This window comes from Chryseobacterium sp. JV274 (assembly GCF_903969135.1).
Lineage (GTDB): Bacteria > Bacteroidota > Bacteroidia > Flavobacteriales > Weeksellaceae > Chryseobacterium.
Genome location: NZ_LR824569.1, coordinates 3,296,895 through 3,321,906 on the forward strand (window position 1 = coordinate 3,296,895; position 25,012 = coordinate 3,321,906).

At 35.4% G+C, this 25,012-nt stretch carries 25 protein-coding genes; 14 read left to right on the plus strand and 11 right to left on the minus strand.

Annotated features, from left to right (window positions below; genetic code table 11):
* Positions 1–76 precede the first annotated feature (76 nt).
* Positions 77–763, minus strand: coding sequence for a response regulator transcription factor (locus CHRYMOREF3P_RS15215; RefSeq protein ID WP_002982671.1), 687 nt, complete (start codon positions 761–763; stop codon positions 77–79).
* A 126-nt stretch (positions 764–889) separates the two neighbouring features.
* Complete coding sequence (locus tag CHRYMOREF3P_RS15220) at positions 890–2,434, minus strand: sensor histidine kinase (protein ID WP_077413442.1); 1,545 nt, start codon at positions 2,432–2,434, stop codon at positions 890–892.
* 201 nt (positions 2,435–2,635) lie between these two features.
* On the opposite strand from CHRYMOREF3P_RS15220, the gene CHRYMOREF3P_RS15225 reads away from it, so the two are divergent.
* A complete protein-coding gene (locus CHRYMOREF3P_RS15225; RefSeq protein WP_180564968.1) occupies positions 2,636–3,130 on the plus strand; it encodes an SRPBCC domain-containing protein in 495 nt (164 codons plus the stop codon).
* Positions 3,131–3,226: 96 nt separating this feature from the next.
* Here CHRYMOREF3P_RS15225 and CHRYMOREF3P_RS15230 read toward each other — a convergent pair whose 3' ends face one another.
* From CHRYMOREF3P_RS15230 to CHRYMOREF3P_RS15245, 4 genes are all read right to left on the minus strand, one after another.
* The gene (locus CHRYMOREF3P_RS15230) at positions 3,227–3,565 is read right to left on the minus strand and encodes a hypothetical protein (RefSeq protein ID WP_077413444.1); all 339 of its coding nucleotides are present in this window, start codon (positions 3,563–3,565) and stop codon (positions 3,227–3,229) included.
* 247 nt (positions 3,566–3,812) lie between these two features.
* Positions 3,813–5,855: a S9 family peptidase gene (locus CHRYMOREF3P_RS15235; protein WP_077413445.1), complete on the minus strand. Its 2,043-nt coding sequence runs from the start codon at positions 5,853–5,855 to the stop codon at positions 3,813–3,815.
* A gap of 171 nt (positions 5,856–6,026) precedes the next feature.
* Positions 6,027–6,767, minus strand: coding sequence for a uroporphyrinogen-III synthase (locus CHRYMOREF3P_RS15240; RefSeq protein WP_077413680.1), 741 nt, complete (start codon positions 6,765–6,767; stop codon positions 6,027–6,029).
* A 12-nt stretch (positions 6,768–6,779) separates the two neighbouring features.
* Positions 6,780–7,448 carry a DUF4271 domain-containing protein gene (locus CHRYMOREF3P_RS15245; protein ID WP_077413446.1) on the minus strand — a complete coding sequence of 223 codons (669 nt, stop codon included), beginning with the start codon at positions 7,446–7,448 and terminating at the stop codon, positions 6,780–6,782.
* A gap of 242 nt (positions 7,449–7,690) precedes the next feature.
* On the opposite strand from CHRYMOREF3P_RS15245, the gene CHRYMOREF3P_RS15250 reads away from it, so the two are divergent.
* The 4 genes from CHRYMOREF3P_RS15250 (at position 7,691) to CHRYMOREF3P_RS15265 (ending at position 11,182) form a co-directional block, all read left to right on the plus strand.
* On the plus strand, positions 7,691–8,407 hold the full coding sequence (locus CHRYMOREF3P_RS15250) for a polyprenol monophosphomannose synthase (protein WP_077413447.1): 717 nt from the start codon (positions 7,691–7,693) through the stop codon (positions 8,405–8,407).
* Positions 8,408–8,497: 90 nt separating this feature from the next.
* Positions 8,498–8,866, plus strand: a complete 369-nt coding sequence (locus CHRYMOREF3P_RS15255; protein ID WP_077413681.1) for a DUF4296 domain-containing protein — start codon at positions 8,498–8,500, stop codon at positions 8,864–8,866.
* 66 nt (positions 8,867–8,932) lie between these two features.
* On the plus strand, positions 8,933–10,063 hold the full coding sequence (tgt, locus tag CHRYMOREF3P_RS15260) for a tRNA guanosine(34) transglycosylase Tgt (protein WP_180564969.1): 1,131 nt from the start codon (positions 8,933–8,935) through the stop codon (positions 10,061–10,063).
* A gap of 6 nt (positions 10,064–10,069) precedes the next feature.
* Positions 10,070–11,182 (plus strand): LptF/LptG family permease, encoded by a 1,113-nt coding sequence (locus tag CHRYMOREF3P_RS15265; protein WP_180564970.1) that lies wholly within the window; start codon positions 10,070–10,072, stop codon positions 11,180–11,182.
* Here CHRYMOREF3P_RS15265 and CHRYMOREF3P_RS15270 read toward each other — a convergent pair.
* Positions 11,176–11,889 (minus strand): biotin--[acetyl-CoA-carboxylase] ligase, encoded by a 714-nt coding sequence (locus tag CHRYMOREF3P_RS15270; protein WP_180564971.1) that lies wholly within the window; start codon positions 11,887–11,889, stop codon positions 11,176–11,178. The two genes, CHRYMOREF3P_RS15265 and CHRYMOREF3P_RS15270, sit on opposite strands and share 7 nt — an antisense overlap.
* An 87-nt stretch (positions 11,890–11,976) precedes the next feature.
* On the opposite strand from CHRYMOREF3P_RS15270, the gene rsfS reads away from it, so the two are divergent.
* From rsfS to CHRYMOREF3P_RS15315, 9 genes are all read left to right on the plus strand, one after another.
* Complete coding sequence (rsfS, locus tag CHRYMOREF3P_RS15275; RefSeq protein WP_047380272.1) at positions 11,977–12,342, plus strand: ribosome silencing factor; 366 nt, start codon at positions 11,977–11,979, stop codon at positions 12,340–12,342.
* A 21-nt stretch (positions 12,343–12,363) separates the two neighbouring features.
* Entirely contained in the window at positions 12,364–14,385 is a 2,022-nt protein-coding gene (gene ftsH, locus CHRYMOREF3P_RS15280; protein ID WP_047380273.1) for an ATP-dependent zinc metalloprotease FtsH, read from the plus strand.
* Positions 14,386–14,521: 136 nt separating this feature from the next.
* The gene (locus CHRYMOREF3P_RS15285) at positions 14,522–15,103 is read left to right on the plus strand and encodes an LUD domain-containing protein (protein ID WP_175627176.1); all 582 of its coding nucleotides are present in this window, start codon (positions 14,522–14,524) and stop codon (positions 15,101–15,103) included.
* Positions 15,104–15,127: 24 nt separating this feature from the next.
* The gene (locus CHRYMOREF3P_RS15290; protein ID WP_180564972.1) at positions 15,128–16,000 is read left to right on the plus strand and encodes a phosphatidate cytidylyltransferase; all 873 of its coding nucleotides are present in this window, start codon (positions 15,128–15,130) and stop codon (positions 15,998–16,000) included.
* Between the two features lie 4 nt (positions 16,001–16,004).
* Positions 16,005–16,661: a phosphatidylserine decarboxylase family protein gene (locus CHRYMOREF3P_RS15295; RefSeq protein ID WP_077413451.1), complete on the plus strand. Its 657-nt coding sequence runs from the start codon at positions 16,005–16,007 to the stop codon at positions 16,659–16,661.
* Positions 16,662–17,098: 437 nt separating this feature from the next.
* Positions 17,099–18,091, plus strand: coding sequence for a helix-turn-helix transcriptional regulator (locus CHRYMOREF3P_RS15300; RefSeq protein ID WP_077413452.1), 993 nt, complete (start codon positions 17,099–17,101; stop codon positions 18,089–18,091).
* 98 nt (positions 18,092–18,189) lie between these two features.
* Positions 18,190–18,603: a transposase gene (locus CHRYMOREF3P_RS15305; RefSeq protein ID WP_077413682.1), complete on the plus strand. Its 414-nt coding sequence runs from the start codon at positions 18,190–18,192 to the stop codon at positions 18,601–18,603.
* Between the two features lies 1 nt (position 18,604).
* Positions 18,605–18,925, plus strand: a complete 321-nt coding sequence (locus CHRYMOREF3P_RS15310) for a transposase (protein ID WP_077413453.1) — start codon at positions 18,605–18,607, stop codon at positions 18,923–18,925.
* Positions 18,926–19,217: 292 nt separating this feature from the next.
* Complete coding sequence (locus CHRYMOREF3P_RS15315) at positions 19,218–21,029, plus strand: hypothetical protein (RefSeq protein WP_180564973.1); 1,812 nt, start codon at positions 19,218–19,220, stop codon at positions 21,027–21,029.
* Positions 21,030–21,078: 49 nt separating this feature from the next.
* Here the strand turns inward: CHRYMOREF3P_RS15315 and CHRYMOREF3P_RS15320 are convergent, their stop codons facing one another.
* The 4 genes from CHRYMOREF3P_RS15320 to CHRYMOREF3P_RS15335 form a co-directional block, all read right to left on the minus strand.
* Positions 21,079–21,426 (minus strand): DUF1801 domain-containing protein, encoded by a 348-nt coding sequence (locus CHRYMOREF3P_RS15320; protein ID WP_077413455.1) that lies wholly within the window; start codon positions 21,424–21,426, stop codon positions 21,079–21,081.
* Between the two features lie 18 nt (positions 21,427–21,444).
* A complete protein-coding gene (locus tag CHRYMOREF3P_RS15325; RefSeq protein ID WP_077413456.1) occupies positions 21,445–23,283 on the minus strand; it encodes an ABC transporter ATP-binding protein in 1,839 nt (612 codons plus the stop codon).
* A 236-nt stretch (positions 23,284–23,519) separates the two neighbouring features.
* Positions 23,520–24,440: a M28 family peptidase gene (locus tag CHRYMOREF3P_RS15330; RefSeq protein WP_180564974.1), complete on the minus strand. Its 921-nt coding sequence runs from the start codon at positions 24,438–24,440 to the stop codon at positions 23,520–23,522.
* A 167-nt stretch (positions 24,441–24,607) separates the two neighbouring features.
* Complete coding sequence (locus CHRYMOREF3P_RS15335) at positions 24,608–24,997, minus strand: DUF4293 domain-containing protein (RefSeq protein ID WP_077413458.1); 390 nt, start codon at positions 24,995–24,997, stop codon at positions 24,608–24,610.
* Positions 24,998–25,012 lie beyond the last annotated feature (15 nt).

Genomic DNA, 25,012 nt, shown 5'->3' on the forward strand with positions numbered 1-25,012 from the left:
CCATGGGTATGAAACAAAATTAGCAAAACATTTTCAATTGTTTTGCTAATTTTATACTTATAATTTGATTTTTGGATTAATTTTTTACCAAAAGTCTAAATCCTTCTCCGTGAACGTTGATAATTTCCAATCCTTCGTCATCTTTTAATAACTTACGAAGTTTTGCAATATATACGTCCATACTTCTTGCTGTAAAATAATTTTCCTTTTTCCAGATCTTTCTTAAAGCAAGATCTCTAGGCATGAAATCGTTTCTGTGAATACAAAGAAGCTTCAATAATTCATTTTCTTTAGGAGAAAGTTTGTATTCTTTATCACCTACTTTCAATTGTCTCAGCATAGAGTCAAAGAAAATATTGCTAATTTTAAACTGCTCCTGCTCCTCATTTTCCAATGTAGAGCTTCTCTGTAAAATAGCCTTGATTTTATATAAAAGAAGCTCAGTATCAAAAGGTTTTGTGATATAGTCATCAGCTCCCAACTGGTATCCTTTCAAAATATCTTCTCTCATATTTCTTGCTGTAAGAAATATAATCGGTGTATTTTTATCAATCTTTTTTACATCTTCGGCCAATGAAAACCCGTCTTTTTTAGGCATCATTACGTCAAATATGCAGATGTCGAATTCATTTTCTGTAAATTCTTTAAGTCCCTGCTCCCCATCAGTGGCAAGTGTTACTTCAAAATTATTGATTGTCAAATAATCTTTAAGCACCGCCCCAAAACTCTGATCGTCCTCTACTAATAATATTCTGTTGCTCATAATTTTTAATAATTAATAATTAACAATTAAGAATGAACTTCCTCACTCTATCTTCTATATTTTGATATTTGGTTTAATTTTTCGTCAATGATGATTTATCATTCATCAATGATCATTTTATATATTTTATCCCATTGGGAGTTTTATCGTGAACGTACTTCCATCTCCCTTATTAGAGTCTACGATAATCTGTCCTTTGTGCAGTTCTACAATTTTCTTCACGTAGGAAAGACCTAATCCCTGTCCTTTCACGTTGTGAATATTTCCGGTTTCTTCCCTGAAGAATTTTTCGAAAATTTTGGTTTTATTCTGAGTATCCATTCCCATTCCTTTATCGGAAATTTCAATGATATACCAGTGTCCTTCATTTCTTGTTTCCACATGTATTTCCGGCGCTTCAGGAGAATATTTATTGGCATTATCCAGTAAGTTGACCAGCATATTTGAAATATGGAACTCGTCTATTTTAAAATTATAATGGGTGGCATTGAATTTCTGGGTAAGAGAACCGTTCCTTTGCTTCACAATCAGATTGAAAGATTCTGTTGTCCTTTTGATCAATTCTCTTACATTGGTTTCTTTTAAAAACAGCTCTACTTCATTTCGTTCAAGTTTAGACATATTAAGCACGTTTTCAACCTGCTTTTTCATCCTTAAGTTCTCCTGCTTTATCAGTTCTGAATAATATTTTACCTTATCCGGATTGGTGGCAATTTTGTCATTAGCCAAAGAATCCGTTGCTACAGAAATGGTTGCCAATGGTGTTTTGAACTCATGAGACATGTTGTTGATGAAGTCTGTTTTTACTTCAGCAAGCTTTTTCTGTCTCATCATATAATTGATGGAAATAATGTAAATCCCAAGAATGGTAAGCAGAGAAAGAAATGTTCCTAAAAGCATCGGCCAGTTGTTCATCGCCAGAGAGTATTCTTTCTTAGGAAAAACCAATGCGAGGCTGTACAGTGTGTTTTTTTTGTCTGCAAAAAGAGGAAAGCTGTAGATATTACTGTCTTTTTTCTCTTTGTAGGCTTTATTCACGATGCTTGTAAGCTTGTTGTTGCGGTCAAGAACTCCATATCCGAACTTGGCAGATATTCCTCTTATTTTAAGTTCTTTCGCAATGACAGAATCAAGTGTTTTCGGATCCACTCTTTTTGTGATAGGGAGGTTATTTCCATATACTTTCACAAATTCTTTCATGGAGTAATCTCCGGTTTCAATCTCCTGATTGATATCCGTGGTAAGAAGTTCACGGTTGGTGGTATCTCTTTTTATTTTATAGGCTGCTTCGTCTGTATATAAGGTTGTGAGTTTAATAGAATCCCCTTTTTGAGAAATCGGCAGCTGTGTTTTTTCAATAATGTTTTTAGAATAAATAATCTGTCTTTGAGTTCCAGAGTCTTCTACCTGCTGAATTGTAGTTAGAGACGGCTGTTTACTATTGGCAAGAATATTTTTTCTGAAATCCTTATAATCCTCATTCAGATATTTGTCTGCTTCGATCTCTTCAATACTTTTTGAAGTACTTTCCAAAACTGCATACACTTTATTTGAAAAATCCTGTTCCAGTACACCGTAATAGCCTTTCAACCAATAAAATTGGAGCGTCACAAAGACAATCAGTGAGATCGTCATAAACACTGAAATTATTGGGATGAATTTGTTATTCATTATTTAATTATATATGTTTTGGAAAAATGAATGTTAAAATTAATTTTTTTAAGACTACATAAACAAAAAACGAGCCAAATAATTGTTTTTTTTTTCTTAAAAGAGTGTTTTTTAACAATTATTTATGAATTATCCTTTACTTGTCATATGAAAAGTCCCTTTCAATAAATAAAATGCTAACTTTATTAAAAATAAAAATATATGGAATCTAATATCATTTTCAACAAAGATTTTGATGCTGCCAGTACGTATGTCATGAAAATTTATAAAGCTGATGTTTCAACGGTATGGGATCATTTCACCCAATCCGAATTATTGGATCAATGGTGGGGACCTAAACCCTGGAGATGTGAAACGGTAAAACAGGATTTCAGAGAAGGAGGAATCTGGATGTATGCAATGGTAGGGCCAAACGGTGAGAAAGGACCTCTGTATGCTCAGTCTCAGTATGGCGAAATTACAGAACACAGAAGCCTTGACTGGATGAGTGCTTTTTGTGATGAAAAAGGAAATATTAATGAAGATTTTCCAAGATCAAAATGGCTGCTCGGCTTTACAGGAGTGGAAGAGGGTACTAAAGTGACCATCAATATCCACTACCATTCTCAGGAAGTTATGAGAAAGATTTTGGAAATGGGATTTGAAGAAGGATTTAAAATGGGATTGACACAATTGGAAGAACTGATTGGCTCATAAATAATTGGGCATCTGAAAAAAAAGGAAATGAAAGATGTTGCGGATACATTTATAATATAAAAGCAGGATGTCTGAATGAGCATCCTGCTTTTTTTGTTAAATTAATTCTTCTTCCTGAAAGTAATGAATAATCGCCTTTTTCATAAGCAAGCTTTGCTCATTAGGTCTTAACTCAGGCAGATCTTCTATTTTTTCAAAGTGTGGCCAGCCATCTTCGTAATGTGAAAATTTGTAATATCCAAAAGGTTCCATCAATCTGCAAACTGCGATATGAAGGATATTTAATTTATCGTCTTTTGTATATTTCTGTTGGCCGCTTCCCAATTCCTGAAGTCCAATTAAAAATAATATCGTTTCAATCGGTGGATTTTTTTCAGTCTGGAAGTTGTCTTCAAAAAACTGTTCTATTTTTTTCCAATATTCAGATTCGTTCATATGATTATAACTGTCATTTTTTATCGTGACAATGTATTTTATAAATTATTATTTTCTTTGTTTCTAAGATCTTCTTCTCTTGCTTTTTTCAGAAGGTCCTGTAAGTTTTCCTCTTGTTTGGCCTTAAAGTCTTCTCTTTTTTCCATTCTTGTAATTTTCTGTTTTTGTATTAAATAATAGCAATTGAAATAAAAACTAATAATAACATATACTCTGTATTTGAAAATTAATTAAGAGAATGTAAAAGCTATTTTTCATTTATTTTCAAAAGAAAAGCATACTCTAAAGCATCTTCTTTCAATGATTCAAACCTTCCGCTGGCGCCTCCATGTCCGGAGCTCATGTCAGTTTTAAAAACTAAGATGTTATCGTTTGTTTTGAGTTCTCTCAGTTTTGCAGTCCATTTTGCAGGCTCCCAATACTGTACCTGAGAATCATGGAATCCTGTAGTGATCAGCATATGAGGATAATCTTTAGCTTCTACATTGTCATAAGGAGAATAGTCTTTCATATAATGATAATACTCCTCGTCATTTGGATTTCCCCATTCATCATATTCCCCGGTAGTCAAAGGAATCGTGTCATCCAGCATTGTGGAAACAACATCTACGAAAGGGACCTGTGCTACAATTCCGTTGAATAACTGAGGTTCATAATTGACCACAGCGCCTACCAACAAACCTCCGGCACTTCCTCCCATCGCATACATATGTCTCGATGATGTATAATTTTCTTTGATTAAATGTTTTCCTGCATCAATAAAATCGAAAAAAGTATTTTTCTTGAATAACATTTTTCCATCTTCATACCATTCTCTTCCCAGGTATTCTCCGCCACGGATGTGGGCAATAGCATAAATGAAACCTCTGTCTAGAATAGACAATCTTACATTTGAAAAGCTGGCATCAACGGTGTGCCCATAACTTCCATATCCATACAGAAGAAGTGGAGTGTCAGCGGATTTTTTGGTGTCTTTGTGGTATACTAAAGAAATTGGAACTTTTACTTCCCCATCTCTGGAGTCTGCCCATATTCTTTCTGAAATATAATTTTCAGGGAAAAATTTCCCACCCAATACTTCCTGTTGTTTCAGGAGCTTGGTGGTTTTGTCCTTCATATTGTACTCGTAAGTGGAGCTTGGCTGTGTAAGAGATGTATAGCCATAACGAAGAATTTCAGTGTCAAATTCAAGGTTAATCCCAATATAGGCTGTATATGTTGGGTCAGAAAAAGGTAAATAATAAGACTCTTGGGTCTTCTCATCAATAATTTTGATCTGAAGCAAACCTCTCTCTCTTTCCTCAAGTACCAGATAATCTTTGAAAATTTCAAAACCTTCCAGTAAAACTTCCGCACGGTGTGGAATAACATCCACCCAGTTTTCCATACTGCAGTTGTCAATCTTTGCTTTTACAATTTTGAAGTTAATTGCATCATCAGCATTAGTGATAATATAGAATTCATCTTCATAATGCTCTACAGAATATTCGAGATCATCTATTCTGGGCTGTATTGTTATCCATTCTGCAAATACGTTGTCAGAGGGAATAAAGCGGTGCTCATCAGAGATAGTACTTGAACTAGCTATGAAAATATACTGTAAAGATTTTGTTTTAAATACATTGACATCAAAAGTGTCATCTTCTTCGTGGAAGATCAGAACATCATCAGCAGAATCAGTTCCTAACTGATGTCTGTATACCTGGAAAGCACGGAGGCTCTTATCTTTTCTAATATAGAAAACATGTTGATTATCATTCGCCCAAACTGCTTTTCCTGTTGTATTTGGAATAGAATCCGGCAGAATTTCCCCGGTTTTTAAATTTTTAAAATTAAGCGTATAAATTCTTCTTCCTACATCATCTGAAGAAAAAGAAGCCAGTTCATTACCGGGGCTCACGGCTACACTTCCTACTTCAAAAAATTCTTTGCCTTCTGCCAGAACGTTCACGTCAAGTACAATTTCCTCCTCGTTGTCAAGACTTTTATGCTTTCTGCAGAAAATAGGATATTCCTTGCCTTCTTCATAACGTACAATATACCAGTATTCATTAAAGAAATAGGGTAGAGATTCGTCATCCTTTTTATAACGGGCTTTCATCTCTTCAAAAAGCTCTTCCTGAAGAACTTCCGTATCTTTCATGATGAATTCTTCGTAGGCATTTTCCTCTTCAATATATTTGATGACTTCAGGGTTTTCCCTTTCATTCAGCCAAAAGTAATTATCGGTCCTTCTATCGCCGTGGGTTTCTAATATTTTTTCTATTTTTTTTGCCTGTGGAGCTTTCATCCGGATATTTTAATTTTTTATTGAGCAGAGTTTGTCTTTATGCTTTTCTTCTGAAAGTAAGCAATTTATGCAGACGTCTCATTCAATGTTAATTTTCGTTCAAATTTAGGTAAAAAAAAACCATCTTTCCTTTATTGAAAAGATGGTTCATGGTATTTTTATAATTAAAGACTATTTATGAAGTGCTTTAATGTACTTTTCAAGGGCCATTGTCATGGAAGGAGTTTCCTTCGTAGGTGCCATTAAATCTACTGTTAATCCAGCTTCTTCTGCGGCAGCCAAAGTCGTGTTTCCGAAAACACCAATCTTGGTTTCATCCTGTTTGAAGCCAGGGAAGTTTTGTTGTAGCGATTTGATTCCTTGCGGACTAAAGAAGATCAACATGTCATAATCTTTAATGTTGATATCTGTAAGGTCGCTGCATACGGTACGGTACATGATTGCTCTTGTCCAGTCTGCATTAGATGCATCCATGGTTTTCACAATATCCGGACTCAAAACATCTGAAGATGGCAGCAGATATTTTTCAGTTGGGAATTTTTTGAAAAGAGGAAGCAGATCTGAGAAGTTTTTCTCCCCAAAGCTGATTTTTCTTTTTCTGTACACAATATGCTTTTGAAGGTAGTTGGCAATTGCTTCCGACTGGCAGATATATCTCATTGTATCCGGAACGGCAAAACGAAGTTCTTCCGCAAGTCTGAAGTAATGGTCAATCGCATTTTTACTGGTAAAAATAATACCGGTATACTGCGTCAGATCTATTTTCTGTGTTCTGAGCTCTTTATTGTCAACCCCTTCAACGTGGATAAATGGACGGAAATCAATCTTTATTTTTTCCTTCTTTGCTATATCCAAATATGGAGAAGACTCACTAGGCGCTGGTTGAGAAACCAATATAGACTTTATTCTCATCATTGACATTTATTAAAAAAATAACAACTTCCAAAGCAATAATAATGGTGCGATTTGGAGGGTGCAAATATACAAAAATTTATAATACCATTTTTCAGGAAGAATCTTGTTCTTGTGAAATAAGTAGAAAAAAACTTTGAAAATGAATACAAAAGAAAAGAAACACAAATAATACAAAAATATTTTATTTCTGTCTATAGGGAAGTAATAATGGGCTACACAAAGAATTATTAGCAAAAATGTAAGAATGAAATAAAATTTTGTGGAGGTAAAATAAAAAATAGTCCATTTTTTTCCGTCTCCTATACTTTGATAAAATAAAAAACCTAATGTTGATTTTATTAAATAAAAAAACAGCACCGCCAGCAAAGTATACCCGAATTTATTAAGCTGATACCCAAAAAGCTGAAGATCGGCAATATATTTCGGTACAATAGGAATATACTGTGAGATCAAAACAGATAAGGTGAGCGTCGTCACACATGAAGTGATAATCCAGCTGGGAAGGTTGTTGCTTGCATCAAAATACTTTTGAAGCAGAAAATCTTTGAGACTGGCATCCCTTTCTATGACGTTCATCATAAAAACATATAAAAATATACAGCCCACGAGGATAAAGATTACCCAGTCGTTATTCTCAGGTATTCTTACATGATTGATGAAGTGTTGTGATGATGGCAAAATTTAAGTTTTTATTATTTATTATTTAACTTCTGATAGCACAATCCGGCACAGAATTTCCTGTCACCTGTTTCATGTATCCGCAGTTAAAATATTTGCTCTCATCGATTTTACGTATTGTTCAGATCTGTTGAATAAAAGTTTCTGTTTCATCCGCTTAATCCCTGAGAAATATTTTTGCAAAATTATAGATTATTTTGTATAAAATAAAAAGGTTAAATAAACTATCTTTGCAAACTGAAATGAAAAAACTCGTTATTATCCCCACATACAACGAAAAGGAAAATATTGAAAATATTATTTCCGCGGTTTTTGCATTGGAGGACGACTTTCATATCTTAGTTGTAGATGATACTTCCCCGGATGGAACAGCCGAGGTTGTAAAAGAAATGCAGAAGAAACATCCGCATTATTTGCATCTTTCAATAAGACATGTAAAAGACGGGTTGGGAAAGGCATATATTCATGGATTTAAATGGGCTATTGAAAATAAATATGATTATATTTTTGAGATGGATGCCGATTTTTCTCATAATCCTAGCGATCTGCCAAAATTGTTTGAAGCATGCAGGAATGCAGACATGGCCATAGGTTCCCGTTACTCAAAAGGAGTGAATGTGGTCAACTGGCCGATGGGAAGAGTACTGCTTTCTTATTTTGCATCAAAATATGTAAGATTTGTATTGGGACTTCCTATTCATGATACTACAGCAGGATTTGTCTGTTTTTCAAGAAATGTATTGGAAGAAATAGGATTGGATAATGTAAGGCTGAAAGGTTACGGGTTTCAGATAGAAATGAAATTCAGAGCCTTTAAAAAAGGGTTCAGAATTGTAGAAGTTCCTATTATATTTACCAACAGAATTTTAGGAGAAAGCAAAATGAACGGTGGAATTATCCATGAGGCCGTTTTTGGAGTGTTAAATCTAAAGTGGAAATCAATCATCAATAGACTATGAAACAAAGCATGAACAATTCTTTTCAGACGGAGGAATATGTATATGCGAAGTTCCATCAGACTATTAAATAAAAAATATAAAAATAAACTGATGAAAAAGCTGATCTTTATTTTCGTTTTGCTGGGCATGTTTTCGTGCAGCGATTATATTGATAAGCCTAAAAATCTGATCGATAAAGGCGTAATGGCAGAAATCATTGCAGATCTTGCGATCAATGATCAGGCGATCTTTGTATATCCTGACAAAAATATGGAAGCCGGTACAAGAGCTGTCCTGAAGTCACATAAAGTAAAATCTGACGACTTTGTAGAAAGCTTCAAATATTATGTGATCAAAGAAGAAATGGATGGGATTACCAATGATGCACAGGAAATACTGCTGAAAAAAGATCCCAAAGCAGATAAATACGTAAAGGATAAACTGAAACAAAACGGGGCTGTAATACCTTTGGTAAGGTAAAACGGTACTGAAGTTTCTAACCTATAAGAAATCACTGATAACAAGGTGAATTAAAAAAGTAGAGAGATGAAATTTTTTAATATAGAAAAAACCTCTGAAGGAAAAGCAAGAGCAGGGGAAATTACCACAGATCACGGGAAGATTCAAACTCCCATTTTTATGCCTGTGGGAACTGTTGCAAGTGTGAAAACAGTTCATCAGAGAGAATTAAAAGAAGACATTAAGGCTCAGATTATTCTGGGAAATACTTACCACCTTTATCTTCGTCCGGGAATGGAGACGATGCAGGATGCAGGTGGTTTACATAAATTCATGAACTGGGATCTTCCTATCCTTACTGATTCAGGAGGCTTTCAGGTATTTTCACTGGCTAGTAACAGAAAAATGACCGAAGAAGGTGCGAGATTCAAATCTCACATCGACGGAAGTTACCACATGTTCTCTCCGGAAAGATCAATGGAGATTCAAAGACAGATCGGAGCCGATATTTTCATGGCTTTTGACGAATGTACTCCTTATCCTTGCAATTATAACCAGGCAAAATCATCTATGGAGCTTACCCATCGCTGGCTGAAAAGATGTATTGAATGGACTAATGATAATCCTGAATTATACGGATACAAACAAAGACTTTTCCCTATTGTTCAGGGATCTACCTATTCCGACCTTAGAAAAATCTCTGCAGAAGTAATTTCTGAAGCAGGAGCCGAAGGAAATGCCATTGGAGGACTTTCTGTAGGAGAGCCTGAAGAAGAAATGTACAGAATCACTGATGAAGTGACAGACATTCTTCCAAAAGAAAAACCAAGATATCTGATGGGAGTAGGAACTCCATGGAATATCCTTGAATCTATCGGACTGGGAATTGATATGATGGATTGTGTAATGCCAACAAGAAATGCAAGAAATGCAATGCTTTTCACATGGCAGGGCGTGATGAACCTGAAAAATGAAAAATGGAAGCGTGATTTTTCGCCTTTAGACGAATTTGGGACCAGTTTTGTAGATCGTGAATATTCAAAAGCGTATCTTCGCCACCTGTTTGTATCTAAAGAATATCTGGCAAAACAGATTGCTTCGATTCATAATCTTGCCTTCTATCTTGATTTAGTAAAAGTAGCCAGAGAACATATTATTGCAGGAGATTTCTACGAATGGAAAAACTCCGTAGTACCGGTTCTTAGACAAAGACTGTAAGAGAATATGCTTAACATTGTAGACAGATATATCATTAAAAAATACCTTGGAACTTTTAGTTTTATGTTGGTATTATTGTCTATAGTCGTATTGGTAATTGATGTTCAGCAGAAGATTCCAAGAATAGAAAATGCCAAGGCCATTGATCCGAAACTGGATCTGACCTATTTTCTTATCCACTTTTATCCCTTCTGGATTATCAATCTTGTGGTTACCTTCCTTTCCATTCTGGTGTTTATTTCGGTGATTTATTTTACCTCCAGGATGGCGAATAATACTGAAATTGTTGCTATTATTAGTAGTGGGGCCAGTTTTCACAGGTTTTCCAAACCTTATCTGGTAACTTCCATTTTTATTGGATTGATTGCCCTTGTGGTATACCATATGGTTCTTCCATGGGCCAATATCAAGAAAAATGAACTGGAAGCGTATACCTATAATGCGGCCAATAAAGAAAAGATTTTAGGAACTGCTCCAGCTTCCTCACAGCTGAGCAAAACGGAATATATTTTTGTTGATTCCTGGAACAAAAGAGAAAAAAGAGGTTCTAGTTTTGTCTATCAGAAATATGATAAAGACAGAAAAATGACTTACGAGCTTAAAGCAAGCGAAGTGTATTGGGATAAAGCCAAAAAGCAGTTTGTTTTAAATAATTATCTGGAAAAAACAATCAATAAAGACAATACCGAAAAACTCGGCAACGGGATAGAATTAAGGAAAAACTACGGTCACTCACCGGAAGAGCTTTTCCCTAACGAGCTTTTGGGACAAAATAAAACCACTCCGGAACTTTTAAAGTTTATTGAAAGAGAAAAGGCAAGAGGAAACAGTAACCTGAATTCTTATCTGAATGAGCTTCATCAAAGAACATCAATGCCTGTTTCTATTATTATTCTGACATTCCTGGCACTTTCCCTGTCTTCACAAAAGAAAAGAGGAGGATTGGGGATTAACCTGGCAATAGGGATCTCATTGGCCTTTATTTTTGTGTTTTCATTTGAAGCCCTGAAAGTGGTTTCTGAAAATAAAAGTTTGTCTCCAGCTGTAGCAATGTGGCTGCCTAATATGGTGTTTTTGCCGCTTACCCTTTATCTGTATATCAAAAGAGCCAATCAGTAAAGTAGTTTTATTTCCTTGTGATAAAAGGAACGTATTCCGTCTTCCAGTTCAATCCAGAGTTCACCCTTTTCGTCTGCATTTCGGATGATGCCATTTTGTCGCTCTTTTTCAATTTCAAAGACAGAGATCAGGTCTTTTCTGAAAAGGTTTGCATTGAATCCATCCAGAATTTCCTGATCAGAAGGAATGTTTTTCAGTTTCTCAGACAAATATTCATGAAGATTTAATGAAACTTCTTCCAGATCAAATTGCATGCCTGTCTGCGTCAGGAGGGATCCTGCATTGGATATTTCATCAAATTTGTCCTGAAGGATATTAATTCCTGCTCCGATGATGAAATAATTATTTTGATTAATTTTTTTCTTTTCTATTAAAATTCCAACGATTTTTTTACCTTTAAGGATAATATCATTCGGCCATTTGATTTTTACCTCAGAGTCAGACAATTTGGCAAGGAAATCCCGGATAATCATTGCGGTATAATAATTGAACATAAAGTCGGAGCAAAGGATGTTCTGAATATTCACTGCCAGCGTATAAGCCAGGTTTTTTCCGGCAGTCTGAGTCCAAACATTTCCATACTGACCACGGCCTTTAGTTTGATTAAAAGTATGAAGCCCTATAAAATTTGAATCTCCGTAAAGTAAAAACTTTGCTATTTCGTCATTAGTAGAAGAACATTCTTTCAGATAGAAGAGTTGGCTCATTTAAGAAAACTTTAAGACATTAAGAGGGTAAAAGTAAGGTTAAAGTAAAGAAAAAACAATAAATTTGCAGATTATAGTAATTTTTTAATGAATAAAACAGCAGAAAAACAAGCGTTAATAGATAAAATCGTTGAAGCTATCCAGGATGTAAAAGGAGAAGATATTATGATCTTCGATCTTTCCAACATCGAAAACTCCGTAGCAGAAACGTTCGTGATATGTAGTGGAAACTCAAATACACAGGTGGCTGCATTGGCAGGAAGTGTTGAGAAGAAAGTAAGAAACGAACTGCAGGACAGACCTTGGCACGTAGAAGGTACTGAAAATGCAATGTGGGTATTGGTAGATTACGTTTCAGTGGTGGTTCATATATTCCAAAAAGATGTACGTGAGTACTACGATATAGAAGAGCTTTGGGGTGACGCAGTCATTACCAAAATTGAAAATGAATAATAAAAATTTTAAAAAGTCTAAATGAATAATAAAGGATTCAACTGGTTCTTTCCAATTGCAATCATAGCTCTTTTGCTATTTTTTGGCTCCAATTTCCTTGGAGGTGATGCAGCAAAATCTATTGATGAAGATGGTTTCTTTAGAGAAATGCAGGCAGGGAAAGTTCAGAATATAATTATATACAAAGACATAGAGAAAGCTGATGTTTTCCTAACAAAAGAAGCAAAATCAGCAATGGTTTCCAAAGCTGGTAAAGAAAACAACCCTCTTTCTGCCTTCGAAATGGCTCCTAAAGCAGATTTTTCTGTAAAATACGGAGACCTTCAACTTTTCCTTCAGAAATTTGAACAGGTCAAAGCCAGCAATCCGGTTATTAAAACAACTAAAGATTACGGAACAGGGAAAAGCGCACTAATGGATATTTTAGTTCCTGCGCTGGTTTGGATTTCCATTCTGGGGTTATTCTACTTCCTTCTTTTCAGAAAGATGGGCGGAGGTGGAGGTCCTGGTGGACAAATCTTCTCTATCGGTAAATCTAAAGCGAAGCTTTTCGACGAAAAAGAAAGAATTCAGGTAACATTTAAAGATGTTGCAGGATTGGAAGGAGCTAAAGAAGAAGTTCAGGAAGTTGTAGATTTCTTGAAGAACTCTGAAAAATATACAAAACTGGGAGGTAAAATTCCTAAAGGAGTCCTTTTAGTAGGCCCTCCGGGAACCGGTAAAACATTATTGGCAAAAGCCGTTGCAGGTGAAGCTAAAGTTCCGTTCTTCTCACTTTCTGGTTCAGACTTCGTTGAAATGTTTGTTGGGGTAGGAGCTTCCAGAGTAAGAGACCTTTTTGCTCAGGCTAAAGCAAAATCTCCGGCGATCATCTTTATTGACGAGATTGATGCTATCGGACGTGCAAGAGGAAAAAATAACTTCTCTGGCGGAAACGATGAAAGAGAAAATACATTGAACCAGCTTCTTACCGAAATGGACGGTTTCGGAACAGATGTCAATGTTATTGTAATGGCGGCTACCAACAGAGCGGATATTCTTGATAAAGCATTAATGAGAGCAGGTCGTTTTGACCGTTCTATCTATGTAGATCTTCCGGAACTTCACGAAAGAAGACAGATTTTCGATGTTCACTTGAAAAAAATCAAGCTTGATGATAATGTAGATAGAGATTTCTTAGCAAAACAAACTCCTGGATTCAGTGGGGCAGATATTGCTAATGTTTGTAATGAAGCAGCATTAATCGCAGCAAGATATAACCATACTTCTGTTACAAAACAGGACTTCCTGGATGCGGTAGACAGAATTATCGGTGGACTTGAGAAGAAAAATATGGCCATCAAGCCATCTGAAAAGAGAAGAGTTGCTTATCATGAAGCAGGTCACGCTACAATCTCCTGGTTGGTAGAACATGCATCACCACTTTTAAAAGTAACGATTGTTCCAAGAGGTCGTTCTTTAGGGGCAGCATGGTATCTTCCGGAAGAAAGACAGCTTACCACTACTGAGCAGATGTTGGACGAAATGTGTGCAACATTGGGAGGTAGAGCTGCAGAGCAGGTGATCTTCAATAATATCTCTACAGGAGCACTTTCTGATCTGGAAACAGTAACGAAGAGAGCTCAGGCAATGGTGACAATCTATGGATTAAGCCCGAACATTGGTAATATTTCTTATTATGACAGTTCAGGACAGTCTGAATACTCATTCGGAAAGCCTTATTCTGAAGAAACAGCTACCAAAATTGATGCAGAGATCAAATTGATTATCGAAAATCAGTACGAAAGAGCAGTAAGAATTCTTGAGGAAAATAAAGATAAACTGGATGCTCTGGCAAATAAATTGTTAGAAAAAGAAGTGATCTTCCGTGAAGACTTAGAAGATATCTTCGGAAAAAGAGCATGGGATCCTGAATTGACAGAGAAACCTGTTACCAATACTATTCCTGAAAAAGATCAGCCGGTAGTAGTGGAAACACCTCAGATCAAAGAAAAAGAAGAAGAAAGCGAAATACAGGCTCCAGAAAGCCCAACACAGCTTTAAGACTCTTAAAAATAAATATTACAAAGACCTGACAACCTCGAAAATTGTCAGGTTTTTTCATATTTAAGGAGATATTTTGGACACTATTGTAATTTATTTTCTATTTTTGTATAAAGTTGACTAAAAATAGATTAAGTTGAATTTATTCAAGAGGATTGTAAGCAAACTTACCAACCAGCCTGAAGAAGAGGACAAACAGAGCCTGGAGAAACTTGGGGATTCGCTGAAAAATGCGGATCTTGACTATAAGTTTGCGCAATTATTTACGCATTCGGGGGGATTTTTTAATTATTGTGCAGATGAAGCGGAGGCTCTACAAACTTTAAATCAAATTATCAAAATAGAAGGTATCCACAACCTTTTCTGTTGGGATAAAGAACTTCAGAACTTTTTGAACGTTGTGAGGTCTGCCTATACTTCAGAACTGCAGCCGTCTAATGATGCTGCATTCATCACATGTGAATACCTGATCGCCTATGATGGCAGGATCATGCTTTCGCATAATAATATTCTTCATTATCATTCTTCAAGACTTCCCGATAGAATTATCATCATTGCCAATGTTTCTCAGATTGTAAACAACCTGAATGATGCTATGGGGAAAATAAAAAGAAACGGAAATATCAAGAACCTTACTTCCATCAGCGGAAGCCAGTCTAAAATGGACAGTTCTTCCAATTCCAATACAAAGCTGTTTTTATTGCTGCTTGAAGATTAAGCAACCACTTCTAAATTTTAAATTTTGGACAAAAATCTCATTCAAAGAACCGTATCAGGTATAGTCTATGTAGCCGTTATTATACTTTGTTCGACTCCGCTGGGAGCGCAATTGCTGAACAGCATTGCTCCTGGTCTTATCAAACAACAGTATCTTTTTTATGGCTTAATGAGTCTGCTGCTGATGGTGGGGACGTGGGAATGTGTTAAAATCATGAAATTTGGAAACGGATATGAAAAATGGGTGGTATATCCATTAGTCATTTTTATATTCTATATTTTTTCCAAAAGATATTTCAACCACGATTTCTTTTTTGATTTCAGGCTCAGTGAAATACTGGCACTGGCGCTTATTGGGATTGCTGTGGTTACTTTATTCAAATTTCCCAGCGAATTATACTTCGACAGTGGGAAACTTATTTTTACCGTTATCTACGTAGCGCTCCCATTCAGTTTTGCATTGGGACTGCCAAAGTTCTCCAGCTATAGTGATGCTTTCTCTTTGGAAATCCTGTTCTTATTTGTTCTCATCTGGAGTAGTGACACCTTTGCCTATCTGGTAGGGAAGTTCTTCGGTAAACATAAAATGGCACCTAAAATTTCCCCTAAGAAAACATGGGAGGGATATGCAGGTGGCGTAGTGTTAACATTGGTTTTATCTTACTTTATTGAACATTATCAGCCTGAACTGAGAGGCAACTGGATGATCGTAGGATTTTTGGTTGCCGCCTTTGCTCCGCTAGGGGATCTGGTAGAAAGCCAATTGAAAAGAAATTTCGGTGTGAAAGACAGTGGAAACATCATTCCAGGACATGGAGGAGTTTTAGATAGATTAGATAGTTTTATTATCTGCGTTCCTGTCGTATATTTGTACTTTATTTTAGAAAAATTTATTTAGTCTCATGAAATTACATAGAGAATCAAAAGGAACAATTACCGTTGCGACCATACTTTTTATCATTTTGGGCGTATTAGCAATTTATTTCCTTAAAATATGGTCCCTGCTGATCATTATGCCTTTGTTGGTTATTTACAGTTTAGTTTTCTGGTTCTTCAGAGTTCCGGATCGTAATATCCTTGATCACAAAGAAAACGTGATAGCTCCGGTGGACGGAAAAGTGGTAATGATCAAAGAAGTGGATGAGGATGAATTTATAAAAGGAAAAGCCATTCAGGTTTCTATTTTTATGTCCCCGCTGAATGTTCACATCTGTAGATATCCGGTTTCGGGTGAAGTGATTTACAAAAAGTACCACCCGGGAAAATATCTGGTAGCATGGCATGAAAAGTCTTCTACAGAGAACGAAAGAACTACTATGGCCGTACAAACTATGACCAATCATAAAGTTGTCTTCAGACAAATTGCCGGGTATGTAGCTAGAAGGATTGTTTTCTACTGTAATGAAGGCGATAAAGCAAAAGCCGGGCATGAGTTCGGATTTATTAAATTCGGATCCAGAATGGATGTATTCCTGCCTTTGGATACTGAGATTATCTGTAAGATCGGAGATATTACAAAAGGAGGTTTGGATGTGATTGCCAAGCTGAAAGAAAATTAAGAATACGTATTGTATATAAAAAAACAAAAGAGAGCCTTTGCAGCTCTCTTTTTTATTTGAAAAAATGATTATTTGAGTTTAACTACGCATGCGTAATATTGCGTATTCAGGGATTAAATCTTTTTCATTAAGATGAATAATTTTGCAGCTACAAAAACACAAGTTATTCACTATTTTAAGCCATAAAATGGATAACTGAATATGTTTTATGGTCTTACCATTAATTTTTTTTTGTCATTGGTTAAATAATTTAATTTGAATTTTTAGTAAATTAGAACAGGGAAAACACAAATCATATTCTTTTATCACTGAAAATTGCAAACAGATATTTTGTTTTGTGAGTTTTTATGTTGCTTAAAAGCTATTAATATTGGAAAATTTATGCTTTCAGTAGTACGAATGCCAACTTGAGCTTGTGAAAACATAAAAACAACACGATGATTTATAAGTTTTTCTTTAAGATGATCAACGATGAAGCTGAGAAAATAAATGATGATTTTGATAGCAATTATCTAAATCTTATCAACCGATATCTGCTTTTATTGTTCTTCATATTTCTGTTTTACTCCATTTTTATTATTACTTTTTTCGGGGATATGTTGATTTCAATATTTCTTACCGTTATTACCTTTTTCTGGCTGTTTTTAATGGCAATAAAAGGGAAAACGAGGCGATTCAGGAGCGTACTGAAAACTTCCATCATTTTTACATTTGTCTTACTAACTTTTATAGTGAGTTTTTTTAATGTGTATACTTTCAAAAATGCTGGAGTTGAGTATTTCTATTTTTGTCTTTTGTTTGCCGTTCCCTTCTTTTTGAATTATAAAAAAGATGCTTTATCTATCTTTTTTATTACGTTTATGATCTGTATCAACTTTATTGTATGCCTTTACTTTGATTTTGATTTCCTGCCAAAAAGCCGATTTATAGAAACCGAAGATTTTAAAACAATAAAGCTGCTTAATATTTTATTTTCTATTGCCTCTTTTCTGATGGATATTGTTTTTATTACCCAGAAAGATGCGCTGATTAATGGTTTGATTACCGATAAAAAAGAGAAAGATTCCACAATCAAGGATCTGGTAAAAACAAATGCAGAACTGATGAAGCATCAGATGTTGATCAATCATCTTTCGGAAGAAAATATCCTGGAGATTTTAAATTTGGCAGAAAATAATTCACCCATGTTTTTTGAGAAATTCCAAGTGTTTTTCCCTCATTTTATTCCTGATATTTTAAAAATAAATCCTAATCTGATTCATTCTGAACTCTATTTCTGTGCTTTGATGAAGCTTGATTTTGATACCAAGAAGATTGCACAGTGTACCAACAACAGTATTCGTGCTGTAGAAAGTAAAAAATACAGGATCCGGAAGAAACTGAATATCTCCTCTGAGATCAATGTCAATAGCTTTTTGATTAAAATATAAACAAAATTCCGATTTTTGTTACTTATACGTAGTGTTGCGTGCCGGTTGATGATGTTTTTTATTTTTCTTGTCAATATTTTTACTTTAAAAACATTGTGATGAATATTAAGAACATTCATATTGGGAGCCTGATCCGAACCAAAGTAGAAGAGCATCAGATTTCAATAGAAAGAATCTCCAGATTTTTGAACGAACCGGAAGATCATGTAGAAATGATGTATCAGGCAAAAAGTATTGATACGGATATGCTGATGAAATGGTGTAAGCTTTTAAAATTTGATTTCTTTAGATTTTATACCGGCCATCTGATTTTGTATTCTCCGCAGTCAAGAATTGATCATGTATTCAAAGAAAAGGGGAGTACCATAGTTTTCAGGAAAAGTATTTATACCCAGGAGGTAAAGAATTTTATACTTGAAAAAATAGAAATGGGAGCAATGACCGCCCATGATGTTGTTGAAAGATATAAGATTCCTAAAACAACCCTGTACAAATGGATGAAAAAACTATAATATGATACCTGATTACAAGCAGATCTATACTGATATTCTCAAGGAAAAGTTTCCAGAAAAATTAATAGATATAACCATTCAAAATAAGCTGGAAAGATTACATTCAGCGATTGATATTCTAAAGTTTAATCAATTGATTTTTGGTGAACCGGAATATGCAGTTGAGTTCAATAATCAAAGACTTCGTTCTTATGATGAAGAATCTATTTTGGAAATTCTCAGATATCAGGAAAAAAACGGATTGAGCAATTTTCAGCTTGGCTGTCATTTTAAAATAAGCAGAAATACAATTGCCAAATGGAAAATGGTTTTTAAAATATAATATTGATGTTTCATTTGTTTTAATTGAATTATTTTTTTTATAAATAAATGATAATGGTTTTTATGTTTTGGTTTCCTGTATTTTTTTGAATTTATTATTGAATTAAATAACTAAACTTTTTGGTTGTGCTTATATGTTATCATAATTTGCTGTGGTTTTGTGAGTTTTACTACGCGTGAGTAGTATTGCGTAGGGAAAAATAATATGTAATTGTCTGTGGGTGATAATTTTGTGACGGTTAAATAAATGACTTAGTTAAAAATTTTACTCATTAAACAATTATAACTTAAAAATGATGGAAACAAAATTTACAATTCCCCCAATCAAAGTCTTGCTGATAGCACTGCTATTTGCCTTTGGAAAATTTTATTCTCAGGCCAATAATGGAGCGGTAGGGATTAATACCACTACCCCTAATGCTAATTCCGTTTTGGATGTCATCTCAGGAAATAACAATAAAGGAATCCTTATTCCCAGATTAACTGAGGCGCAGCGAAATGCTATTACAATCAATCAGTCCAAAGATGATGGTTTGACGATTTACAATACCACAGAAGATTGTTTCAATTACTGGAGCCTTGCAGATAATGAATGGAAAAGTGTCTGCGGACAGATGGGTAAATCTGTTTTTACTATAGACTGTTCCACTTCCAAAGCAATGGGAAGCTATGTAAAAGGAAAAGAACTTACTAGTTCCAATTATCTGAGTATTGCTGTGAATGTAACAAAACCGGGTAATTATACCATTTCCGGAACGACTACCAATGGATACAATTTTTACGGAACCGGAGTATTTCTAAATACAGGAACACAAACGATACAGATTCCGGGGCAGGGAACTCCTCAGAATATCCAGACAGATAACGTGTCACTGGAAGCAAACGGAACAGCTGTTACCTGTACTCCTGCGATCTCTATTACGGTACTAAGTCCTGCAGGAACATATACCATGAGCTGTGGAAGTGCAACAGTAAATGGGGTGTATAAAGTAGGAACAGCTCTTGCAGCCTCCAATACGATTACATTGCCTGTGAATGTTGCGACATTGGGCAGTTACACTATTACAACCAATACGGTTGACGGAATTTCTTTCAGTGGTTCAGGAGTATTTACTGCAACAGGAAATCAGAATATTACGCTGCAGGGTACAGGATCACCTTCTTCCACGACTGTAAAAACGATAACAATTACTTCGGACAGCCAAGGTGGAGTTTCAACGACATGTACAGTAAATGTGATCGTAGTTGTTCCAAAGAAAAAACTTTTAACAATCGGAACTGGTGCAAACGGTTGTGGATATAATGTGTCAGGAACTTCTCCATCAGGGATGGTAACTAAAGCAGCAGCTAATTTTGGAACATTGGCCAACAGCATCGTAAAATACGAAGGATGGGATCAGATTATAGACGGTACAGACAGCCCGAGTACTGCGCAGCTGACGACGTGGACAACCGGAGCCAATCCTGTAGATATAATTGTAATAGGATATGCATGGGGAATGAGTGCTGCAGATGCACAGGTTCTAAAAAATTATATGGCAAAAGGAGGTGTCATCGTTGCTTATTCTGAAAGTAACAGCGGAATGCAGAATCTTTTCAGAAATATTTTTGACGGATCAGTAAATACCGGAAGTGTAAACAGCGCGGGAGCTATCTATAAACTGCCCATGACAAATGATGAAATTCTGAATGGTCCTTTTGGAGATATAAGAGGATTGCAATGGGGAGAAGATGCTTCTTCTACAACCTATGCAACAGGACTTCCTTCAAGTGAAATTACAGTATATTCAGGAGATACGAACATCTCTACGGCTTCACCATCAGGAACTGTAGGTCGTGTAACTGCATTTAAACATAACACTTTAAACTTCATCTGGGTAGGAGATGGTGGATTCAACTCTCAATGTGGATCAGTTACTTCTCCAAATACCTCAGATACGATATGTCCGTTCTATGCAGATACTAATTATAAGCCAATTGCTAAACCAAATTATGGAAATGGGGTTGCTGCTTATGAAATGAATGTATATAACTCAATATTCTATGCAAATGCTCTTGCCTGGGCAATTAAACAGGCAGAATTCAGCGGAATAAACACACAATGATAAAGTTTTTTAAAGAGGGCTCCGGTACGATGATTCGTGCCGGAGTTTTTTATTTTATATACTTTTTAATCTCTTCTGTAAGGTTTAATATGAATTCTACCGGGAGATCTTCTTCAGTGTCAATTAAGAGGATTTTAAACTTCTTTCTGCCATCCAGAATCAACTCCGGATAATCCAATTTGTCACCGTGGTAAAAGCTGATATAATGTTTCCTGTATTTTTTGCTGTAATAAAAATAACACAGCATTTTCTTTTTGTATTTGATAAACGGAAGCCCAAAACTGAATGTTTCTGTAATATTTTCCGGATCTGAAGCTAAAATAGAATCACGTAAAAATAAAAGAGTACTTCTTTCAGGCTCTTCGATTCTGTAGAAATACTCTTGTATAGGGTTCATTTTAATTGAATTAAAATATTAGTCGAAATTTTGAAGCTCAACAAGCTTGTTATACATTCCTTTTTTCGCGATCAGGTCATGATGTGTTCCTTGCTCTACAATATCGCCTTTTTCCATCACTACGATCCAGTCTGCTTTCTGAATGGTTGAAAGACGGTGGGCGATTACCAGAGAAGTTCTGTTTTCCATCATTTTCTCCAGTGCATCCTGTACAAATCTTTCAGATTCTGTGTCCAGTGCAGAGGTTGCTTCATCCAGAATCATAATTGGAGGGTTTTTCAATACTGCTCTCGCAATAGAAACTCTTTGCTTTTGACCTCCGGAAAGCTTACCGCCATCATCTCCGATATTGGAATCATATCCTTCAGGAAGTGTTGTGATAAATGCATCTGCATTGGCAATTTTTGCGGCAGCAATCACCTCTTCTCTTGTCGCATCAGGTTTACCCATCAGGATATTATTATAAACGGAATCATTAAATAATACAGATTCCTGGGTTACCATACCCAGAAGCTTGCGGTATTCATCTAATTTTAAATGTTTAATATTGGTGCCGTCAATCATGATCTCTCCTTCAGAAACATCATAGAATCTTGCTAAAAGATTGGCAATGGTTGTTTTACCACTTCCACTTTGCCCTACAAGAGCTACTGTTTTCCCTTTTGGAATAGAAAGTGAGAAGTTTTTAAGAATTGTATGGTCTTTATCGTAGAAAAAGCCAATATTATTAAACTCGATAGAATGATTTAATGTTGAGATGGAAACAGGATTTTCTATTTCATCAATTTTCACATCAGCATCCAGAATTGCTAAAACTCTTTCAAGAGAAGCTTCTCCTTTCTGTACATTCGAAATTGACTGAGACAAACTTTTCACAGGAGGTAAAATCTGGAAGAAAATTCCCAGGAAAACCAAGAAATCTGCAGGGGAAATACTTTGTTCTACAATGATTTGTTTTCCCCCATACCAAGCGATAATTAAGAACGTAACCGAACCTAAAAATTCGCTCATCGGAGATGCAAGTTCCTTTTTTCTACCTAATCTTATAGAGCTGTTGATCCATTTCTGCATTGACTGCATAAAACGGTTGTCCATTATTTTTTCTGCACTGAAAATCTTAATCACCTTTGTAGATTTCAATGTTTCATCTACGATTGAGAAAATAGTTCCCATTTCATTTTGGGCTTCATGAGAGTCTTTTTTCAGGCTTTTTCCTATTAAAGCAATCATAGTTCCCATTACCGGCAATACCAGAAGGGAGAAAAGAGTCATCTCTGTACTTAAAAAGAAAAGAGTCACCAATGTGCTTATCAGCATAAAAGGTGCATTGATCAATTCTACTAAACTTCCTAAAATATTACCTTCAACTTCACCTACGTCATTTGACATACGGGACATCAGATCTCCTTTTCTGCTTTCTGTAAAAAAGGAAACGGGTAAAGAAAGAATCTTTCTGTACATCGCTCCACGAAGGTCCTGAGTAACGCCTACACGATAATTGATCAGTAAAAACGAACCTAAATATCTGAAAAGGTTTCTCAGTAAAAACATAAAAGCTGTTATCACACAAAGCCAGGCCAAAACATTAAGTGCTCCGTGTTCAGTTACTAAACTCTGAACATAATAATTGGCATACTCTTTTGCGTAAGAGAAAAAATCTAAAATCTCTCCTGAATAAACAGGTGGGTGGGTGTATTTTTTAGCCTCAATGGTTCCGAAAAGCATTCCCAAAACCGGTAGAATAGTTCCTAAGGAAGCAATCTGAAAAACAGAATACATAAGGTTGAAAAACAAGCTTCCGTAGATGTATTTTTGGTGAGGTCTTGCGAACTTCAGTATTTTAATATATTGGTTCATTCAATGAAAAAATTGGATAGCAAAATTACGTAAAATTAAAAGATAAGACGTCCTTAATCCTGTTTTACTTTAATGGATAAGTTTCAAAAAATGTCTTTTTGTTACAACTCCGTGTTATTAAGCCTTGTTTTTTGAATAAATTAAACCTGATTATGACATAAAAATAGAAGATAAGAAGGTCTTGCTGTTTCATAAAAAAAAACCGCTGAAACAGCGGTTTTGATATAATGATTTAATTAAAAATTCACCTGGTCATTATACTTTGGAGCAAAATTTTTAGGATTCAATTTATCCAGAGTTTTTCCAAAGTTATTAATGATCTGCGTCATATTATCAAAATCTACGATGTTGATGTCATCATTTTCATGGTGGTAATGAGATGCTTTCGTCATATCTACTGTAGAGAATGAATGGGCAATGATTTTCTTTTTTACAAAGCTTACATTGTCTGAACGGTAGAACAGCTGTTGTTTTGCATATGGATCTGCATTGAGTTTTAATCCGTTTACTGCATTTTTATTGAACAGTTCATCAAGGTCAGAGAATCCGTCTCCTGTCATATATAATGCATTTTTTCCCCACTGAGATTCTGTGGCTACCATTTCAAAATTGAAAAGTGCTGTCAGCTTATTATAAATATGATCCAGATTGGTGTCAGTTGAGATAGCTCTTGAACCAAGCATTCCTTTCTCCTCTCCATTAAATGCCATGAAAACCATAGAGAATTCAGGCTTTTTGTTTTTAAAATAATCGGCAATACCTACCAGAGTCGTGATTCCGCTGGCATCATCATCGGCTCCGTTATAAATGTTGTCACCACTTTTATCACTGGTTCCAATATGATCAAAATGGCCTGAGAATCCAAGATACTGATCTGTTTTTCCTTTTTTGACACCACAGACATTGTATGCTGTTTTCCCATTATAATCAAATGGTACCAGGTAAGATTTTCCGGTACAGTATTCCAGATTATTTTCTTTGAAGAGTTTAGCAATGTAGTTGGCTGCATTTTCATTTTCCTGAGTTCCGATTTCACGGCCTTTCATTTCATCTGAAGCGAGAGTGGAAAGGATTGTTTTTACCCTTTCTTTAGAAATCTCCTGGGAAAAAGTGAATATGGAGAATAGTGATAAAGTAAGATACGTTAGCTTTTTCATTGTCTTTTATTAAAAGTTATATGATCTGTCGTGGTTTTGATCAAAAAGTTGCAATGAATTTACATAAATTAATTGATGTGAGGGTACAGACTGTATAAATAGGAATATGGCAAATAAAAAACAGCTCCTAAAAAGAAGCTGTTCTCACTCAAAAAATCGTTGTAAGGCTATCGAAGTCTGTCTACAGATTTTACGAGCCTCTCATCTTTACGGATGTAAATGTTTGCAATAAGCAGACAAATTACCGCAATCAATGGGAAAATCGGCTCAATACCCTTCTCAGGAAAATGAATTCCTCCGGATAAGTTTAGTAACCAGTACGCCAATACACCAATCAACAAAACGTTTATAATGATGCTGATAGTATTCAGCAAAATTTGTCTTTTTCTGTTTTTGAAACTAAAAATACTTAATGCTCCAATGATTACAAGCACGATACTGCCCATATTAAGTAAAGGAATACTGTCGGAAATGACAACATCCTGTCCTGTTATAAAAAGGAAAACAGCAGCTAAAACTGCCAATAACGTCCATATAGTTTGTATTCTCTGTAGCATTGAATATTAAATTCT

Coding starts and splice junctions, on each gene's coding strand:
- CHRYMOREF3P_RS15215 (WP_002982671.1), bottom strand. CDS start 763: ATGAGCAACAGAATATTATTAGTAGAGGACGATCAGAGTTTTGGGGCG.
- CHRYMOREF3P_RS15220 (WP_077413442.1), bottom strand. CDS start 2,434: ATGAATAACAAATTCATCCCAATAATTTCAGTGTTTATGACGATCTCA.
- CHRYMOREF3P_RS15225 (WP_180564968.1), top strand. CDS start 2,636: ATGGAATCTAATATCATTTTCAACAAAGATTTTGATGCTGCCAGTACG.
- CHRYMOREF3P_RS15230 (WP_077413444.1), bottom strand. CDS start 3,565: ATGAACGAATCTGAATATTGGAAAAAAATAGAACAGTTTTTTGAAGAC.
- CHRYMOREF3P_RS15235 (WP_077413445.1), bottom strand. CDS start 5,855: ATGAAAGCTCCACAGGCAAAAAAAATAGAAAAAATATTAGAAACCCAC.
- CHRYMOREF3P_RS15240 (WP_077413680.1), bottom strand. CDS start 6,767: ATGAGAATAAAGTCTATATTGGTTTCTCAACCAGCGCCTAGTGAGTCT.
- CHRYMOREF3P_RS15250 (WP_077413447.1), top strand. CDS start 7,691: ATGAAAAAACTCGTTATTATCCCCACATACAACGAAAAGGAAAATATT.
- CHRYMOREF3P_RS15255 (WP_077413681.1), top strand. CDS start 8,498: ATGAAAAAGCTGATCTTTATTTTCGTTTTGCTGGGCATGTTTTCGTGC.
- tgt (WP_180564969.1), top strand. CDS start 8,933: ATGAAATTTTTTAATATAGAAAAAACCTCTGAAGGAAAAGCAAGAGCA.
- CHRYMOREF3P_RS15265 (WP_180564970.1), top strand. CDS start 10,070: ATGCTTAACATTGTAGACAGATATATCATTAAAAAATACCTTGGAACT.
- CHRYMOREF3P_RS15270 (WP_180564971.1), bottom strand. CDS start 11,889: ATGAGCCAACTCTTCTATCTGAAAGAATGTTCTTCTACTAATGACGAA.
- rsfS (WP_047380272.1), top strand. CDS start 11,977: ATGAATAAAACAGCAGAAAAACAAGCGTTAATAGATAAAATCGTTGAA.
- ftsH (WP_047380273.1), top strand. CDS start 12,364: ATGAATAATAAAGGATTCAACTGGTTCTTTCCAATTGCAATCATAGCT.
- CHRYMOREF3P_RS15295 (WP_077413451.1), top strand. CDS start 16,005: ATGAAATTACATAGAGAATCAAAAGGAACAATTACCGTTGCGACCATA.
- CHRYMOREF3P_RS15300 (WP_077413452.1), top strand. CDS start 17,099: ATGATTTATAAGTTTTTCTTTAAGATGATCAACGATGAAGCTGAGAAA.
- CHRYMOREF3P_RS15305 (WP_077413682.1), top strand. CDS start 18,190: ATGAATATTAAGAACATTCATATTGGGAGCCTGATCCGAACCAAAGTA.
- CHRYMOREF3P_RS15310 (WP_077413453.1), top strand. CDS start 18,605: ATGATACCTGATTACAAGCAGATCTATACTGATATTCTCAAGGAAAAG.
- CHRYMOREF3P_RS15315 (WP_180564973.1), top strand. CDS start 19,218: ATGATGGAAACAAAATTTACAATTCCCCCAATCAAAGTCTTGCTGATA.
- CHRYMOREF3P_RS15320 (WP_077413455.1), bottom strand. CDS start 21,426: ATGAACCCTATACAAGAGTATTTCTACAGAATCGAAGAGCCTGAAAGA.
- CHRYMOREF3P_RS15325 (WP_077413456.1), bottom strand. CDS start 23,283: ATGAACCAATATATTAAAATACTGAAGTTCGCAAGACCTCACCAAAAA.
- CHRYMOREF3P_RS15330 (WP_180564974.1), bottom strand. CDS start 24,440: ATGAAAAAGCTAACGTATCTTACTTTATCACTATTCTCCATATTCACT.
- CHRYMOREF3P_RS15335 (WP_077413458.1), bottom strand. CDS start 24,997: ATGCTACAGAGAATACAAACTATATGGACGTTATTGGCAGTTTTAGCT.